The 17,681-nt window shown below is 63.5% G+C and carries 15 protein-coding genes; 3 read left to right on the top strand and 12 right to left on the bottom strand.

The features are described 5' to 3' along the window. Position 1 precedes the first annotated feature (1 nt). Complete coding sequence (locus V2I30_RS04900; RefSeq protein WP_330660961.1) at positions 2-562, top strand: phosphotransferase-like protein; 561 nt, start codon at positions 2-4, stop codon at positions 560-562. On the opposite strand, the gene V2I30_RS04895 is transcribed toward V2I30_RS04900, so the two are convergent. From V2I30_RS04895 to V2I30_RS04860, 8 genes are all read right to left on the bottom strand, one after another. After that, positions 563-844 (bottom strand): hypothetical protein, encoded by a 282-nt coding sequence (locus tag V2I30_RS04895; protein WP_330660960.1) that lies wholly within the window; start codon positions 842-844, stop codon positions 563-565. Between the two features lie 207 nt (positions 845-1,051). Continuing rightward, positions 1,052-3,148 carry an acetyl/propionyl/methylcrotonyl-CoA carboxylase subunit alpha gene (locus V2I30_RS04890; protein WP_330660959.1) on the bottom strand — a complete coding sequence of 699 codons (2,097 nt, stop codon included), beginning with the start codon at positions 3,146-3,148 and terminating at the stop codon, positions 1,052-1,054. A gap of 90 nt (positions 3,149-3,238) precedes the next feature. Further along, positions 3,239-3,646, bottom strand: a complete 408-nt coding sequence (locus V2I30_RS04885) for a lysozyme inhibitor LprI family protein (protein WP_330660958.1) — start codon at positions 3,644-3,646, stop codon at positions 3,239-3,241. Positions 3,647-3,660: 14 nt separating this feature from the next. Further along, positions 3,661-4,455 (bottom strand): heme-dependent oxidative N-demethylase family protein, encoded by a 795-nt coding sequence (locus V2I30_RS04880; protein ID WP_330660957.1) that lies wholly within the window; start codon positions 4,453-4,455, stop codon positions 3,661-3,663. Continuing rightward, positions 4,456-5,478: a biotin synthase BioB gene (gene bioB / locus V2I30_RS04875; protein ID WP_330660956.1), complete on the bottom strand. Its 1,023-nt coding sequence runs from the start codon at positions 5,476-5,478 to the stop codon at positions 4,456-4,458. Between the two features lie 121 nt (positions 5,479-5,599). Then, positions 5,600-7,753 carry a methylmalonyl-CoA mutase gene (scpA, locus tag V2I30_RS04870; RefSeq protein WP_330660955.1) on the bottom strand — a complete coding sequence of 718 codons (2,154 nt, stop codon included), beginning with the start codon at positions 7,751-7,753 and terminating at the stop codon, positions 5,600-5,602. A gap of 69 nt (positions 7,754-7,822) precedes the next feature. Then, the gene (mce, locus tag V2I30_RS04865; protein WP_330660954.1) at positions 7,823-8,272 is read right to left on the bottom strand and encodes a methylmalonyl-CoA epimerase; all 450 of its coding nucleotides are present in this window, start codon (positions 8,270-8,272) and stop codon (positions 7,823-7,825) included. Between the two features lie 223 nt (positions 8,273-8,495). Beyond that, positions 8,496-10,028 (bottom strand): acyl-CoA carboxylase subunit beta, encoded by a 1,533-nt coding sequence (locus V2I30_RS04860; RefSeq protein WP_330660953.1) that lies wholly within the window; start codon positions 10,026-10,028, stop codon positions 8,496-8,498. A gap of 101 nt (positions 10,029-10,129) precedes the next feature. Here V2I30_RS04860 and V2I30_RS04855 point away from each other — a divergent pair, with 101 nt between their 5' ends. Further along, the gene (locus V2I30_RS04855) at positions 10,130-11,263 is read left to right on the top strand and encodes an NAD(P)/FAD-dependent oxidoreductase (RefSeq protein WP_330660952.1); all 1,134 of its coding nucleotides are present in this window, start codon (positions 10,130-10,132) and stop codon (positions 11,261-11,263) included. A gap of 18 nt (positions 11,264-11,281) precedes the next feature. Here V2I30_RS04855 and gorA read toward each other — a convergent pair whose 3' ends face one another. From gorA to V2I30_RS04840, 3 genes are all read right to left on the bottom strand, one after another. Continuing rightward, entirely contained in the window at positions 11,282-12,634 is a 1,353-nt protein-coding gene (gene gorA / locus V2I30_RS04850; RefSeq protein WP_330660951.1) for a glutathione-disulfide reductase, read from the bottom strand. Between the two features lie 77 nt (positions 12,635-12,711). Then, a complete protein-coding gene (locus V2I30_RS04845) occupies positions 12,712-13,740 on the bottom strand; it encodes a hypothetical protein (protein WP_330660950.1) in 1,029 nt (342 codons plus the stop codon). Positions 13,741-13,990: 250 nt separating this feature from the next. Next, positions 13,991-15,394 carry a DEAD/DEAH box helicase gene (locus V2I30_RS04840; protein WP_330660949.1) on the bottom strand — a complete coding sequence of 468 codons (1,404 nt, stop codon included), beginning with the start codon at positions 15,392-15,394 and terminating at the stop codon, positions 13,991-13,993. Between the two features lie 372 nt (positions 15,395-15,766). On the opposite strand from V2I30_RS04840, the gene V2I30_RS04835 reads away from it, so the two are divergent. After that, positions 15,767-15,976 (top strand): GIY-YIG nuclease family protein, encoded by a 210-nt coding sequence (locus tag V2I30_RS04835; RefSeq protein ID WP_442896904.1) that lies wholly within the window; start codon positions 15,767-15,769, stop codon positions 15,974-15,976. Positions 15,977-16,086: 110 nt separating this feature from the next. Here the strand turns inward: V2I30_RS04835 and pgi are convergent, their stop codons facing one another. Continuing rightward, on the bottom strand, positions 16,087-17,649 hold the full coding sequence (gene pgi / locus V2I30_RS04830) for a glucose-6-phosphate isomerase (RefSeq protein ID WP_330660948.1): 1,563 nt from the start codon (positions 17,647-17,649) through the stop codon (positions 16,087-16,089). Positions 17,650-17,681: the final 32 nt, after the last annotated feature.

Below are 17,681 nucleotides of genomic sequence, written 5' to 3'. Positions count from 1 at the left end.
CTTGCCCGCGCGCATCATCGTCCTCAACGGCGTCAGTAGCGCCGGGAAGACCACTCTGGCGCGCGCGATCCAGGCCGAAGCCGCGGGAGCCGGACGCGCGTTGCTGCATGTCGAAATGGACAAGTTCATCTCTTTCCTGCCCGACGGACATGAAGCTCACTCCGACTGGTTTCCGGTCCGGCAAGTGCAGAGCGAGGCCGGCACTCTGCCGCGCATCGTCAACGGCCCACTCGGCGAAAAACTGATGGCCCAGATGCGGCATTTCGTGATAGGAGCGGGGCGCGGCGGGCTGGATTGCGTCGTCGATGAGGTCTGCCCTGCAAGCGAGATCGCCGATTACCGCAAAGGGCTGGCGGGCTGCGAGTTGCGCATCGTCAAGGTCGCTGCGCCAATCGAAGTGATCGAGAAACGCGAAAAGGACCGCGGCGATCGCCTCATCGGACTGGCCCGCGAGCAAGCGGGCCATCTTCATCGCGGCATCGAATACAACGCTGAAATCGACACCAGCACCGCAAATTCAGGCGAACTGGCCGGGCGCTTGATTGCCGACCTGTACTCGTGATCAGGAAACCGAGCGCGGGAGCTGCGACACCTTGGGCTCGATATCGGTCAGCCGGGCCGAGCCTTGCGCTTCTTCCTCCTCGGCGACCATGGCATCGTGCTCTTCGAACAGGCGCTCTATCTCTTCGCGCTTTTCGAGCAGCAAATGCGCGATGCCCGGAGCGAGGCTTTCGCCGTCGCCGATCTTGCCGAACAATGCCGCCAGATCGCTTTCGGTCGCCTCGCGACTGGTTTTGAAAAACTTACCTTTGCGGTCGAAGTATCCGGTTCCTCTTCTAGCCATGTCTTGATCCCACCAGCCTGAACTACAAATCCTCTCCGGCTCGAACCTTCTATATTTAAGGAAAGTCGTCGGCTTCTCCAACATCGCCGTTTGGTGGGGATTATAATTGCAGCAACTGGAAACGGTAAATCTCAGCAAATTTCACGCCGGACTTACTTTATATTCCGCTCTCGCACCAATGTGCCACGCTGACAAGCGCGCCGCCGATCATTCGAGTTCGAGAATCACCGCATCGACCGCGAGGCTTTCGCCCTCCTCGGCCCTGATCGAGGTGATCGTGCCCTCCTTTTCGGCGCGCAGGATGTTCTCCATCTTCATCGCCTCGACCGTCGCCAGCGGCTGCCCGGGTTGGACCTCTTCGCCCTCTTCGACATGCAGCTTCACGAGCATGCCGGGCATCGGGCAGATGAGCATTTTGGAGAGGTCGGGCGGCTCCTTTTCGAGCATCAGGCTTTCATGCTGCGCAAGCCGCAGCGGCAGCACCAGCGCGCGCGTGGTGCGACCGCGCGTCGTCACCTTCCAATGCGCACCGTCGCGGTGGACGATGAGGCCGAACGGTCTTTCGTCCTCGTCCCAGCCGCGCGCCTCGACCATGCCGGGCATCCAGTCGGTGCCGCCGCCAACCATGACACCGTCGACCTCGGCGCCCTCGTCGCTCAGCTTGACCTCGTGCCGGCTGGCCTCGGCGCCGGCGCTCGCAGGCTCGATCTTGACCAGCCAGTCGCAGGTCGTGCGGTTAACGCCTATGTCCCCATCGTCGCCGCCGAGCTGACCCGAAATGCGGTGCGCGCGGTTTTGCCAGGTAAATTCGTTGCCGGCGAATAGCGCGGCGAGGCGGCGCTGGAATTCTTCGGAAACCGGCGCGCCTTCGAAACCTTCGGGATATTCTTCGGCGATGAAGCCGGTGGTGAGCTCGCCGGAGCGAAAGCGCGGATGCTGCATGATCGCGCTCAGAAAATCGATATTGTGGCCGAGCCCTTCGATCCGGAAGGCGTCGAGCGCCTCGATCTGCAGGTCGGCAGCCGCGTCGCGTGTCGGCGCCCAGGTCACGAGTTTGGCGATCATCGGGTCGTAATAGATCGAGACCTCGCCGCCTTCGTAGACCCCGTCATCGACGCGCACACCGCCTTCGCCCCCGCCGGGAAGCTCGCGCGCCACGCCGCGCCGCTTCTGGCCTGCGACCTCCTCGTCCGCCGTCCAGCCCGGCACCGGCGGCGAATAATGCACCAGCCGCCCGGTCGAGGGGAGGAAACCGCGATAGGGATCCTCGGCATAGACGCGGTTTTCAATCGACCAGCCGTCGATCCCGATATCGTCCTGCGTCAACGCCAGCTTTTCGCCAACGGCCACCCGGATCATCTGTTCGACAAGGTTGATACCGGTAATCGCCTCGGTCACCGGGTGTTCGACCTGCAGCCGCGTGTTCATCTCAAGGAAGTAGAAGCTCTCGCCCGTGGGGTCCGCCCCACTAACGATCAGCTCGACCGTGCCGGCCGAATGATAGTCCACAGCGCGGGCCAGCGCGACGCATTGCTCGCCCATTGCCTTGCGCATTTCCGGGGTGACGAAGGGCGATGGCGCTTCTTCTACCACCTTCTGATGCCGCCGCTGGATCGAGCACTCGCGCTCATTCAGATAGAGGATCGTGCCGTGTATGTCGCCGAGGATCTGGATCTCGATGTGGCGCGGGTTCTCGATGAATTTCTCGATGAAGACCCGGTCGTCGCCGAAGCTCGCCTTGCCCTCGCGGCGCGTCGCTTCGAACCCTTCACGCACGTCTTCCTCGGACCAGGCGAGCCGCATGCCCTTGCCGCCACCCCCGGCGCTGGCCTTCATCATCACGGGATAGCCAATGTCGCCGGCGATTTCGACGGCGTGTTCGGTATCGCGAATTTCGCCGACGAAGCCGGGGACGACATTGACGCCCGCCTCCTTGGCGAGTTTCTTGGACTCGATCTTGTCGCCCATCGCCGCGATCGCGCCTGCGGGCGGGCCGATAAAGGTGATCCCCTCCTTCTCCAGCGCCTCGACGAAACTCGCGCGCTCGGACAGGAAGCCGTAGCCCGGATGCACCGCCTCCGCGCCGGTCTGCTTGCACGCATCGATGATCTTTTCCGGCAGGAGATAGCTCTCCGCCGCCGGCGAGGGCCCGATATGCACCGCCTCGTCCGCCATCTTCACGAAGGGCGCCTGCGCATCCGCATCCGAATAGACCGCAACCGTCGCGATCCCCATCCGCCGCGCAGTCTGAATGACGCGGCAGGCGATCTCACCGCGATTGGCTATGAGGATTTTGGAAAACAAGCGGACCTCCGGAAGCGCAAATGGAATGGAGCGCCTATGCCGCCTGCATTATTCCCGCGCAACCGCGCCCGGCGGCAACGCTTTGTTTTGCTAGGGCGCGAGCAGGCTTCGCAATAGCTCGGTGCGCTGCTCGGTCAGCGTCGTCATGCAGGTCGCGTGGATCAGAGGCTCGATGCTGCCACCACGAAAGGCCGCGGCTTCGCTTTGGCAATGCGCGTCGCGAAGGGCGATCCAGGCGCGTTGGGCTGTGAGCAGGATGGCGAAGTGCGATGGCGTGGCGGGATCGGCGGCGTCGGTCTGCGCGTCGCGGCGCTTCATTTCGCTCGCGGTTCTCTCCCATTGCGCGTTGAGGGCGCGGTCGGCCGCGCGGTAGTCCTGCGCGGCGCAGTAATTCATCGCCTGCTGCGTCACCGGATCGGGGCAATCGGGCACGGGCGGACTTCGCGCAGGGGCATGCCCCGGATGCAGCAGCAGGAGGGCGGGAAGAACTGCGCTCATAACACTTGCCAAATTCAAATCCTCCGATCCGCAAAACCGATAAGAACTTGCCCATAGGCGGGCGCGCCGCGCCTGTCGCCCTCGCCTTCGGCCAGCGTCTCGACTGCTTGGGCGAGGCGCCGCACATTCGCGGCGTCGAGCGCGCCGAGCGGTTCGACGTAGACGCCAATGGTGAACAGGATCGCGCCGGTTTGCGGCAGGCGGCGCAGGGTCTGGCGTTCGCAGCGAACATACAGCGTGTCGCCAGCATTTTCCGCAGTCACATGGGCGAAGGGGTTCGCCGCAGCCGGATCGCGCAGCCAGCGGCGTTCGGGTGTCGCGGCGATGAACCAGTTGCTGCGGCCATAGATCGGTCCGGCGGGAAGCCTCTCCATGAAATGATCGACGCCTTGTGCAAGCTGCTCGGCATAGCCATCGATCGGGGCATGCACCGCGCCGAGCGACAGGCCGATCTTGTGCTCGGGGAGCCAATCGGACGGCCACGCGACCGCTGCGCCGACCAGGCGATATTGCTCATCTCCGTCGCTCTTCGTCAGCAGACACATATCTTCGTGACGAGCACGAGCCGCCTCGCGCAAGCCGCCCTCCAGCCCGAGCAGCGTCGCCAATTCGCGAGCGGGCGCGTCGACTGCGGGGGCGAGCTGAACGCCCTCGGGCCATTCATCGAACGCCGCTGCGCGCGCGGGCAGATCGGGATCGGGCTGAAGCCACTCTCCCTCGGAAAGCCGGACGAGCCCCATCCTCAGCTGCCCTCCCCCGCGCGCTTTGGGCAGCAGCGCGTCGACCGAGAAGCCGAGCGCCAACGGCAATCAGTCCAGCGCTTCCGTCATCCGCTCCGCCTGCTTTGCGCGTCTCTGGGGCTCCTCGCCCTCCAGCGCCGTCATGCCTAGCTTTGCGAATAGCGCGCTGTCGCTGTCGTCGCCTGCATTGGGCGCGGTGAGCAGCTTGTCTCCGGTAAAGATCGAATTCGCGCCGGCGAGGAAACTCAGAGCCTGCGTCGCCTCGGACATGCTTTCGCGCCCGGCGGAGAGGCGCACCATGCTCATCGGCATGGTGATCCGCGCGGCAGCGACCGTGCGGACGAATTCGATGTCGTCGATCTTGGCCATCGGCGTATCGGCCAGCATGTCGCCCAGCACCGTGCCCTTGACCGGGACCAGCGCATTTACGGGCACGCTTTCGGGGTGCTCGGGCAAGGTCGCAAGCGTGTGGATGAAGCCGACGCGGTCCTCGCGCGTTTCACCCATGCCGACGATGCCGCCGCTGCATACATTGATCCCGGCGCTGCGCACGTGGTCCAGCGTATCGAGCCGGCATTGGAAGTTGCGCGTCGAGATCACCCGCTCGTAATATTCGGGGCTGCTGTCGATATTGTGGTTGTAATAATCGAGGCCCGCTTCGGCGAGCTGCGCGGCCTGATGCGGCTCGAGCATTCCGAGCGTCATGCAGGTCTCCAGCCCCATGTCCGAGACGCCTTTCACGATCGCCGCGATCTTGGGCATGTCGCGATCCTTGGGATTGCGCCAAGCGGCGCCCATGCAGAAACGCTGACTGCCCGCATCCTTCGCCTGAGCCGCGCGCTGCAGCACTTCCTGCACGTCCATCAGCTTGCTCGCCTCGACGCCGCTGTCGGCGTGAACCGACTGCGAGCAATAGCCGCAATCCTCCGGACACCCGCCGGTCTTGATGGAGAGCAGCGTGCAGAGCTGCACCTGATCGGGCGGATGGTTTTCGCGGTGGACGCTCGCGGCCTGGAAGAGCAATTCGGTGAAAGGAAGGTTGAACAGCTGCGCGATTTCCTCGCGAGTCCAGTCATTACGTGTTTTGGTCAAAATTTAAATTCCTGCTCGCCCTGAGCCTGTCGAAGGGCCGTACTTTCCTTTAGACCGCCGTTCCTGAAAAAAGAACAGTGCTTCGACTAGCTCAGCACGAGCGGATTTGTTGCGTTGGGCCTTATTCGGCCGCCTCGTCCAACACGCTTTCTGGTGGCGGCATATTGTGGCCGAGCAGCTTAAGGATGTCCGCTGCGCATTCGACCACGTTCGAGCCGGGGCCATAGATGCCCTGTACGCCCGCTTCGCGCAGAAAATCGTAATCTTGCGGCGGGATGACGCCGCCGGCGGTAACCTTGATGTCGGCGCGGCCCACCTCCTTCAGCCGACGGATGAGTTCGGGGATCAGCGTCTTGTGACCCGCCGCCAATGAGCTTGCGCCGATCACGTCAACATCGTGTTCCACCGCCATATCGCGGGTTTCCTCCGGCGTCTGGAATAGCGGGCCGGAGACGACCTCGAAGCCCATGTCGGAAAAGGCGCTGGCAATCACGTTGGCGCCGCGGTCGTGGCCGTCCTGGCCCATCTTGGCGACCATGATGCGCGGTTTGCGGCCCAGACGCCGCTCGACCGCGTCGACGCCGTCGGTCACCTGCGCCCAGCGGCGATCGAATTCGTAGGCGCTCTTGTAGACCCCGCTGACCGGCTCGGGCGTTGCATCGTGGCGACCGAACACTTCCTCCATAGCCGCCGAAACTTCACCCAGGGTCGCGTCGTGGCGCGCGGCTTCGACGGCAAGGGCAAGGGTATTGCCGTCGCTGCGACAGCCCTCGGTCAGCGCATCGAGGGCGGCCCGGCACGCGGTCTCGTCCCGCTCCGCCCGCACCCGTTCGATCCGGGCGATCTGGCCCTTGCGGACCTTGGCATTGTCGATGTCGAGCGTGTCGATCTCGTCTTCCTTGTCGCGCCGGTACTTGTTGACCCCGACTATCACGGTTTCTCCGCGATCGACGCTCGTCTGCTTCTCCGCCGCCGCACGCTCGATCGCGGCCTTGGGCGCGCCGGTTGCGACATAGGCAGTCATGCCGCCCGCCTCGTCGACCTCGGCAATCAGCTTCTCCGCTTCCTCGACCAGCGTCGCGGTCAGCGCCTCGATGTAATGCGAACCGCCCAGCGGATCGACGACATTGGTGATGCCGCTTTCCTCCTGCAAAACCAGCTGCGTGTTGCGCGCGATGCGGGCCGAGAAGTCCGTCGGTAACGCTATAGCCTCATCCAGGGCGTTTGTGTGCAGGCTCTGTGTCCCACCCAGCGTCGCGGCCATAGCCTCGATCGTGGTGCGGATGACGTTGTTGTAGGGGTCCTGCTCCTGCAAGCTCACGCCCGACGTCTGGCAGTGCGTGCGAAGCATCTTGGAGCGATCGGACTGCGCGCCGAGGCCGTCCATAACGCGGTACCAAAGCGTGCGCGCGGCACGCAGCTTGGCGATCTCCATGAAGAAGTTCATGCCGATGCCGAAGAAGAACGACAGCCGCCCTGCGAACGCATCGATATCCAGGCCCGTCTCCATCGCGCGGACGACATATTCCTTCCCGTCAGCGATGGTGAAGGCGAGCTCTTGCACCGCCGTCGCCCCGGCTTCGTGCATGTGATAGCCGCTGATCGAAATGCTGTTGAATTTCGGCATGTTGGCCGAGGTATAGGCGATGATGTCGGAGACGATCCGCATGCTGGGTTCGGGCGGATAGATGTACGTGTTGCGGACCATGAACTCTTTCAGGATGTCGTTCTGGATGGTCCCGGATAGCTTCTCCTGCGAAACGCCCTGCCGCTCGGCCGCGACGATGTAGAACGCCATGACCGGGATAACCGCGCCGTTCATGGTCATGGAGACGCTCATCGTGTCGAGCGGGATCTGGTCGAAAAGCACTTCCATGTCCGCAACCGTGTCGATCGCAACGCCCGCTTTGCCAACATCGCCGGTGACGCGCGGGTGGTCGCTGTCATAGCCGCGGTGGGTGGCGAGGTCGAAGGCGACGCTTAGCCCCTTTTGACCCGCAGCGAGGTTGCGGCGGTAGAAGGCGTTCGATTCCTCGGCGGTCGAGAAGCCCGCATATTGCCGGATCGTCCAAGGGCGCCCGGCATACATCGACGCCTTTACCCCTCGCGTGAAGGGCGGAAAGCCGGGGAGGCCCGGATCGAAATCCTCGTGATCTTCCTTGGTGTAAAGCGGCTTAATGTCGAAACCTTCGGGCGTCTCCCAGGTGAGATCGCGGCTCTTCGATTCCTTGTCGGCGAGCGCTTTCCAGTCTTCGGGGGTGGGTTTGTCGGTCATGATTTAGCCTTATCCGCTCGGCTCGGACTTGTCGAAGGGCTCGTCACGAACGGGTTGATGGAGAACGCTCTAATTAGACCAATGCTGGCCTTCCGTGGGCGTTTCCATGATCTCGGTCAGGATGCCCTGCATGTCCTTGGGGTGCAGGAAGAAGATCGGCGTGCCATGCGCCCCGATGCGCGTAGGGCCGAGGATGCGCTTGCCCAAGCCCTCGAATTCGGCGCGCGCTTCCTCGATATCGGGCACTTCGAAGCAGACATGATGCTGCCCGCCCAGCGGGTTCTTGGCGAGAAAGCTGTTGATCGCGCTGTCCGGCCCGAGCGGTTCGATGAGCTCAAGCTGCGTGCCGTTCATGCCGCTTTCGGTGGGTGTGTCGACGAAGCAGACTGTCACCCCCTGTTCCGGCAGGTCGAAGGCATCGTGGATATGGGTGGCGCCAAGCGTATCGCGGTAATGCGCGATGGAGTCCGCGATGGAGGGCGTTGCGATGCCGATGTGGTTTAGGCGGCCTAGTTTCATCGCCAAAGAATCTCCGTAATGAACCATGTCATGCCAAACGCACCGACGACAATCAGCAGCTTAATGATCTGCCAAACCCAAAACCAGAAATTCGGCTCTCGAGCTCCTGTACTTCTCGCCGTTCCAACAACTTCCCGAACGCGAAGCCATATGGAAAGCATGCCTAGCGCAGCGATCGAAAGCGCAATCACTAGCAAAGCCGGAATGGCAGTTTCAGTGCCCATCAGAGCGGGATATTATCATGCTTCTTCCACGGGTTATCCAACTGCTTCGTCCGCAGCTTCCTTAACCCCAGCGCCACCCTCCGCCGGGTCGCGTGCGGGTGGATCACCTCGTCGATATAGCCGCGCGAGGCCGCGACGAAGGGGTTGGCGAACCTGTCCTCGTATTCCTTCGTCTTCTCGGCGATCTTTTCCGGATCGTCGCGGTCCTTGCGGAAAATGATCTCCACCGCGCCCTTCGCGCCCATCACCGCGATCTCCGCCGTCGGCCAGGCGTAGTTCAAATCGCCGCGCAGGTGCTTACTCGCCATCACGTCGTATGCGCCACCATAGGCTTTCCTCGTGATGATCGTGATCTTGGGCACGGTCGCCTCGGCATAGGCGAAGAGCAGTTTCGCGCCGTGCTTGATAATGCCGCCGAGTTCCTGCGCCGTGCCGGGGAGGAAGCCGGGAACGTCGACGAAGGTGACGATCGGGATCTCGAATGCATCGCAGAACCGGACGAAGCGCGCCGCCTTCTTCGACGAAGCGATGTCGAGCACGCCCGCCAGCACCATCGGCTGGTTCGCCACGACGCCCACCGTGCGGCCCTCGACCCGGCCGAAGCCGCAGATGATGTTGGAGGCGTGGGCGGGCTGGATCTCGAAAAAATCGCCCTCGTCCAGCGTCTTCGCAATCACCTCGTGCATGTCGTAGGGCTGGTTGGCGTTATCGGGGATCAGCGTGTCGAGGCTGTGCTCCTCGCGGTCCCAAGGGTCGCTGGTCGGAAGTTCGGGGACTTCCTCGCGGTTTGAAAGCGGGAGGTAGTTGAAGAAACGCCGCGTCGCGAGCAGCGCCTCGATGTCGTTTTCATAGGCGACATCGGCGACGCTGGTCTTGGTCGTATGCGTGATCGCGCCGCCCAGCTCCTCTTGCGTCACGACCTCGTTGGTGACGGTCTTCACCACGTCCGGGCCAGTGACGAACATGTAGGAGCTGTCCTTCACCATGAAGATGAAGTCGGTCATGGCGGGCGAATACACCGCCCCGCCCGCGCACGGTCCCATGATGAGGCTGATCTGCGGGATGACGCCGGACGCGAGCACGTTGCGCTGGAACACCTCGGCATAACCGCCGAGCGAGGCGACGCCCTCCTGAATGCGCGCGCCACCTGAGTCGTTGAGACCGATCAGCGGCGCGCCGACCTTCATTGCGGTGTCCATCACCTTGCAGATCTTCTCCGCATGGCGTTTCGAGAGCGAGCCGCCGAAGACGGTGAAGTCCTGCGAAAAGACATAGACCAGACGGCCGTTGATTGTGCCCGAGCCGGTGACGACGCCGTCGCCCGGAATCTTTTGGTCCTCCATGCCGAAATCGACGCAATCGTGTTCGACATAGGTGTCGAGCTCTTCGAAACTGTCTTCATCGAGCAATACGTCCAGCCGCTCGCGCGCGGTCAGCTTGCCTTTGGCGTGCTGCGCGTCGATCCGCTTCTGCCCCCCGCCCATGCGAGCGGCTTCGCGGCGGCGTTCCATTTCGGCGATATTGGCTGACATCGGCACCCCTTGTATGATTTGCTGCGCGGTCGTTGCATCAGCGGCGGCGAAGCGTCAACGTGAGCCTTTGATAGGAAGTAAATGGTGCGGAGCGGGGGCGAATGAAACAGGCGGATGTCTGCATTATCGGCGGCGGGATCGCCGGACTCTCGCTCGGCGCGCAGCTCTCGGCGCATGGCGCGGTGACGGTGATCGAAGGCGAGAGCGCGCCGGGCTATCACGCCTCGGGCCGCAGCGTTGCCTATGCCCATTTCGGCCTTGGCGAGCGCGTGGTACGCACGCTGACGGCGATGAGCATGGCGGACTTCACTAAGGCGCCCGAAGCAGGCGAGGCCGAGGTCGCACGTATCCATCCTGCCCTTCACATCGCGCGGGCGGACCAGAAGGGCGTGCTCGACGAACTCGAACAGGTGCATCGCGACTTCGAACGCGATTTCGCCCGCATCGACGGCGAGGCGGCACGCGCCATGGTTCCGGTGCTGAAGTCGGGACCGGACCATGTCTACGAGGCGCTGGTCGACCGGGCTGCGCTCAAGCTCGATACCGACGCTATGCTGCAGAACGCGCTGCGAGTGCTGCGTCGCGGCGGCGGGCAATTAATCGGCGACACGCGTATCGACCGGATCGAGCGGGCCGACGGGCAGTGGCACGTGCATGCGGGCGACAGGCGCTTCGCCGCGAAGGTGCTGATCAACGCCGCAGGCGCTTGGGCGGACGATGTCGCGCGCATGGCGGGCACGGCCCCGGTGGGGATCGAGCCGCGGCGCCGCACCGTTATCGCCTTTGCCGCGCCAGAAGAACACGCCACCCGAAGCTGGCCCTTCGTCAAGACAGTCGGTGAAGGGTTCTACATGCTTCCCGAAGGCGCAGGCCAATTGCTCGCCTCGCCGATGGACCAGACACCGTGCGACCCCTGCGACGCCGCGCCCGAAGAGCTCGACATCGCGACCGTCGCGCACCGGATCGAAGAAGCGACCACGCTACGGATCGCGCGGATCGCCCACTCCTGGGCAGGACTGCGCAGCTTCGCACGCGACGAATTGCCGGTTGTCGGCATCGCCAAGGATGCGCCGGGCTTCTTCTGGTTTGCCGGACAAGGCGGCTACGGGTTTCAGACGGCGCCCGCCCTGGCGCGTCTCGGGGCGACGCTTGTGCTCGGCCAAGAATGGCCGCGCGAGGCGGCGGAAAGGGGACTGACCCCCGCACTGCTCGCTCCGGAGCGCTTCGCCGACTGAACGGCAGTACAGCACCGTCTAGCGCAGCAGCACCAGCTCTTCGGCGACGGTCGGGTGGATCGCCGTCGTCGCATCGAAATCGGCCTTGTTCATGCCCGCCTTCACCGCGACCGCAGCCGCCTGCATGATTTCCGGGGCATCGGGGCCGATCATGGCGATGCCGAGAATCTTCCCGCTCGCCCCGTCGCAGATCATCTTGATGAGGCTACGCTCGTTGCGGTCCGCGACGACGTTCTTCATCGGACGAAAATCCGAGGTGTAGACCGCGACCTGTCCGTATTTGTCCTTCGCCTCGCGCTCGTTCAGGCCGACTGCGGCGATCGGCGGATGGCTGAAAACCGCACTCGGAATGCAGGTGTGGTCGACCGCATAAGGCTCCTTGTCGCCGAACACGCTGTCGGCGAAAGCCTGTCCTTCGCGGATGGCGACGGGGGTCAGCTGCACCCGATCAGTGACGTCCCCCACCGCATAGATGTAATCCACATTGGTTTTCGAGAATTCGTCGACCTTGATCTGGCCGCGCTCGCCGGTTTTGACGCCAACCGTATCGAGGCCAAGCCCCTCGATATTGGGCACGCGCCCCGTCGCCGCCATCACGCAGTCGAAATGGCGAGGCTCCTTGTCCTTAAAGCGGACCTCGAACATGCCGTCTTCCTGTTTCACCACCTCTTCGATCTGGGTGTTGAAGAGGAACTCGATCCCCTTGCTAAGCGACAGCTGCATCAACCGGTCGCGCATCGCGAAATCGTAGTGGCGCAGGATCGTGTCGGAGCGCTGCGCGATGACGACCTGCGCTCCGAATTCGTTGAAGATGCCGGCGAATTCGTTGGCGATATAGCCCCCGCCGAGGATCAGGATGCATTCTGGCACCTTGTCGAGATGAAACGCCTCGTTGGAGGTGATGACGTGCTCGTGACCCTTGAAGTCCGGCACGTGCGGCCGCGCGCCGGTGGCGAGCAGGATGTATTTCGCCGTTACCACCTTGCCGCTTGCCAGCGTGATCTGATGGTCGCCAGTGATCTCGGCGCGCTCGTGGAACAGGGTGACGTCGTGCTTTTCGAGCGTCTCGGTGTAGATCCCTTCGATGCGGCCTACATCGCGCATCACATGATCGCGCAGCTTGACCCAGTCGAAACTCTTGCCCTCGACGGTCCAGCCGAAATGGGTCGCGTCTTCCAGATCTTCCGCGAATTGCGCGCCATAGACGAGCATCTTTTTGGGCACGCAACCGCGGATCACGCAGGTTCCGCCAACCCGATATTCCTCCGCCGCCGCGACGCGCGCGCCATGCGCCGCCGCGACCCGGCTCGCGCGGGTGCCGCCCGACCCCAAGCCAATGGTGAAAAGGTCGTAATCGTAGTGCTCGCCCATGTGTCCTCCGCATCGCGCCGGTTGGCCACAGCGCCTATGCAGGGCTTCGCGAGACGCGGCAACCGCGTTCGCGCAGCTCAGCTTTCGAGGAAGCGCCCGTAATCGCGCAAGAGCTCGAAGGCTTTCATCTCTTCAAGCGTGATGAGGCCATCGTCGGTAATCCCGGTCAGCCGGTGGATCAGCCGCAGGATCGCCTTCTGCTGGGTCTCGCCGATGCCGACTAGGCTGACAAGCATGTCGGGATCGTCGTGCTCGAGCTCGTCGAACAGCATCGCGACATTCATCGGGTCGAAGCCGAAGCCGATAAAGGCAAGGCGCCTGCCGCGGCTCATCTCGGCGCGCAAATAGGACTGGAACTGGCGCGATTTTGCCCGCTGGCTTGCGGTGAAGATGCGCTTGGACAGCTGGACGATGTTTTCGGCGTCCTCCGCGCCCCATTCGGCGCCGTTTTCCTCATCGCCCTGCCAAGGCAGCCTGCCTGCAACGCCGTAGGGATGAACGATCCTTAGCCGCCCGGCGACCAGCTCGCGCGCTTCCTCGATGCTCATGCCGAAAGCGCGCTGCACCACCCAGGGGAGGTAATGTTCGATCGCGCGGTCATAGTTGAAGCAGACGATCGAGAGCTTTTCGAAACATTCCTCCGCCTGCGCGCGCGGCACGCCTTTGACGATCAGCTGGCCCAGTTGGAACAGCCAGTTTTCCGTCCCGCGCAAAGGCAACTCGTTCGCTGCGCGCGGTTCGACCGCGAGGGTCGATTTCGCCTCGGCCTGGAGCGTGTAATAGACGATCGCCAGCTTGCCCGCGGCCTGCACCGCGGGGTCGTGCCCGTATTGTTCGAGGATCGCATCGATGTTGGTCGAGACCAGCGTCGCCTCGCGGATGGCGGTGGCGCCGGCGACGAGTTCGTCGTAGCTCATCGAGAGTTCGGGCCCGACCCGCTCGAACAAAGCGGCCAGCGCGATCAGGTCGCGCGACTTGATCTCGGATGTGAGCCGTTCGAACTCGAAGCCGGACGCGATCTTGGCGAGCAATTCTGGCCCGTCGGGCATTTCGATTTCGCGGTTCGCCCCCGCGCCGACGATGAGCGTTGTATCGGTGCGGATCATTACGCGCGAAAACCCCTGATTGGCCGCCGGTATCGACGGGCAAGGCCAGTTAGAGACGGTGTGCTTAATTTTCGCTTAGGGCCGGGTGCTCGCAATGAAAATTTTTGCTCATCCTGAGGAGCTAGGACGTAATCCGAGTGTCTCGAAGGACCTCCATCAAGCGGTGTAAGTCGAGGCGGGTTCAGACTGCGTCCCCTCGACAAGCTCAGGACAGGCTTCACCCTCCTCAGCATGAGCGGGAGGGTTATGATCACGCGTTCGCAGCGCGCGGGCGACCGCCGCCACCGCCCCCACCAGCACCACCTTTGTCGCGCCGCGTGCGATTGCCGCCGGGGCGACCCCCGGGCTTACCCTTACGCGCATGATGCTTGCCGCCGGGCTTCTTCGGCTTCCCAGAGCCGTCGCCGGTCGGTCGCCCTGCAGGCTTCGGCCGCACTTTCTTCTTGGAAACCCGCGTCGCCCCGCGCACCTCGGGCTTGGTCGGGCCGACGCCCTCCACCACCGCACGGAAATTTTCCGGCAGATCGAGGCGATCGAGCTCCGCGCCCGTCACCTTTCGGATGTCCTTGAGGTAGGCGCGCTCGTCCTCACCGCAAAACGCGATCGCGACGCCGTCCTTGCCGGCACGCGCGGTGCGTCCGATGCGGTGCACATATTGCTCTGGCACGTTGGGCAGTTCGTAATTGATGACGTGGCTGACCCCCGGGATGTCGATCCCGCGCGCGGCCACGTCGGTCGCGATTAGGATTTGCGTCTTGCCCCGGCGAAACTCGTCCAGTGCGCGCTGGCGCTGCGGCTGCGACTTGTTGCCGTGAATGGCGTTGGAATCGATGCCCCTCTGGCGCAGCTTCTTCACCACGCGGTCCGCGCCGTGCTTGGTGCGGGTGAAGATCAGCACACGCTCAAGATCGCCGGGAATATCGTGGCGACCCGCAAGGATCAGGTCGAGCAACGCCTGCTTCTCGTCCTTCTGGACCATGAAGAGATACTGGTCGATCCGCTCGGCGGTCGTGCTTTCAGGCGTCACAGAAACCTGCACCGGATTGCGGCAATAATTGGAGACGAGCTCCTTGATAGCCTTGGGCATGGTCGCGCTGAAGAACAGCGTCTGGCGCTCCTTGGGCACCAGCTGGTTGATCCGCCTGAGCGCATGAATGAAGCCGAGATCGAGCATCTGGTCGGCCTCGTCGAGCACCAGCACTTCGACCGCAGAAAGGTTGAACGCCTTCTGGTCGATGAGGTCGAGCAGGCGCCCGGGCGTCGCGATCAGGATATCAGTGCCGCGGTGCAGCTTGTTGCGATCCTTGTTGACCGATGTGCCGCCGACGATCGCCTGCACCTTGAGGCCGGCAAGCGCGCCGTAATCCTTGGCGCTGGCCGCAATCTGCATCGCGAGTTCGCGGGTCGGCGCGAGGACAAGCATGCGGCAGCTCTTGAAGGGAATGTTGTTGTCCGAGGCGCGCAGCCGGTCGATCGCGGGCAGCATGAACGCCGCGGTCTTGCCGGTCCCGGTCTGCGCAATGCCAAGCAGGTCGCGCCCTTCCAGAACCGGCGGGATCGCCTGTTCCTGGATCGGCGTGGGAGTCGAATAGCCCTTGAGGTCGAGGGCCTGGAGAACGGGCTGCGAGAGCCCGAGTTGGTCGAATTGTGTCAAATGAAACTCGTATAGTCAGCGGCGCGCGGACGGATTCCGGACGGAATCAGCGCGCGGCGCGGGGGTGAAAACCGCCCGCGTGAAATGGGAAGCTGTAGGGATTGGGTGAAACGCTGCCGGGGCGGGTTATCTAGCAGAGCCGCCGCTTCACGCTGGCTGGATGCGTTTCGTGTTGCAGCGCCATGTGGATGCTGCAATGCAAAATGTCAAAGCAATTCGCTTATTGTTCCAATCACCCAACTCCGTTCGTCCTGAGCTTGTCGAAGGACAGGCACCACGCTTACACCTAAACGAATGGCCTTCTACACCTACATCCTTAGCTGCAACGATGGCAGTTAATACACCGGCCACACGGGCGATCTCGGAACCCGCATTGCCGCCCACAAAGAGGGAGCCATCCCCGGCTACACTGCCGAAAGACTCCCTGTGACGCTGGTATGCAACGCAGACTTCCCCACCCGCGAAGAAGCGCTGGCAAGCGAGCGCCGCATCAAAGGCTGGAGCCGGGCCAAGAAAGAAGCTCTCATCCAAGGCGACTGGAACGAGGTGAGCCGCTTAGCTCGAAACAGGCAGGGCAGATAAATCCGCGCGCGTCCTTCGACAGGCTCAGGACGAACGGGTTTGGTTCTTGGTACCTTGTAAACAAACCGTTCGCCCTAAGCTTGTCGAAGGGCAGGCACGATCATCCTTCATCACCCCAACCCCGCCGCCTCCATCAACGCCCGCGTGCTCGCATCGAAATCCCCCTCGCCGGCGTCCATGTCCTTCGCCATTTTCTTGCCCAGCTCGACCCCGAACTGATCAAACGGATTAATTGCCATCAGCACCGCGCCAGCAAACACGCGGTGTTCGTGGAAGGCGATCAGGGCGCCCAAGGTCGCCGCGTCAAGGTCGTCGACCAGGATCGTTGCCGAGGGGCGGTTGCCGACAAAGCCGCGCGCGGGGTCTTTTCCGTCGGCGCTCATATTGCCGCCGGCCATCAGCGCGGCGCCTTGGGCGAGGCAGTTCAGGAGCAGCGCCTTGTGATGCGCGGGGTCCAGCTCGTCGCCGGGCGCGATGCTGGCAATGAAGTCGACCGGGACCGTGTGCGTGCCCTGGTGGAGCAGCTGGAAGACGGCGTGCTGCGCGTCGGTGCCCACCCCGCCCCACGTAATCGCCGCCGTGGGCGCATCGACCGGGTCGCCGTCGGCCGTCACCGACTTGCCGTTCGATTCCATTTCCAGCTGTTGCAGGTAGTCGGGCAGCAGCGCGAGGCGTTCGTCATAGGCGAAGACCGCGCGGGTCTGGCAGCCGCGCACCCGCGTGTAATAGAGGTCGGCGAAGGCGGCGAGGAGCGGGCCGTTCGCCCTGCCCTCGCTCTCACGGAAATGCGTGTCCATCGCCCGCGCGCCCGCGAGCATTGCGGTGAAGTCCTCCATGCCGACCGCGAGCGCGACCGGAAAGCCGATGCTCGACCACAGCGAATAGCGTCCGCCGACGCTCTCGGGAAACGGCAGGATGCGGGTCTCGTCCACGCCCCATTCGACTGCGCGCTCTGGGTTCGCGGTGAGGGCGATCACCCGCCCGCTCGGGTCGCTCACCTTGTTGTCGGTGAGCCACTTCAAAGCGCTCGCGGCGTTGGTCATGGTCTCGGTCGTAGTGAAGGTCTTGGAGGCCACCGCGATCAGCGTCGTCGCCGGATCGCAAGCCGCAAACGCCTGTTCGAGCGCGAGACCGTCGATGTTCGACACGACATGCACATCCACCAACTTCAGGTCGCGCGTCAGCGCATCCACCGCGAGATCAGGCCCCAGCGCCGAGCCGCCAATACCGATATGGATGAGGTGATTGACCTCGCCTAGCGCGCCCTCATGAATGGCACCGACCAGCATTCCCATGCGCGCCAGCAGCGCTTCGGCTTCCTCTACCGAGGCGGGGGCGCCGCTTCCGCGCAAGGCCGTGTGTGTGGCGGCGCGGTCCTCTGTCGGATTGACGATACCGCCTGTGAACAGCGCCTCGCGCATATCGGCAAAGCCCGCCGCCTGCGCCATCTCCTCGAACGCCTCGAGCACATCGTCGTCCAGATGCGTCTTCGACCAGTCCAGCCGGATGCCCACCGGGTCGGCGCCCTCGATCCCGAATTCGAGCCGGCGCGCGAATTTGTACACCCGTGCTGCGCCGTTCTCGAATAGGTCTGCAAGGGTCGGGCGCGGCAATTCGCGCAGCCGATCCCAGAGCTGATCGATCGCGGCGTCGTTACGTGTCGGTCGGGTCATCGGGCAAAACCTCTATCGGGAGCGGCCCTTCG

It is taken from the genome of Erythrobacter sp. (genome assembly GCF_036351135.1).
Classification (GTDB): domain Bacteria; phylum Pseudomonadota; class Alphaproteobacteria; order Sphingomonadales; family Sphingomonadaceae; genus Erythrobacter.
This window is presented reverse-complemented; position numbering and strand designations above follow the sequence as displayed.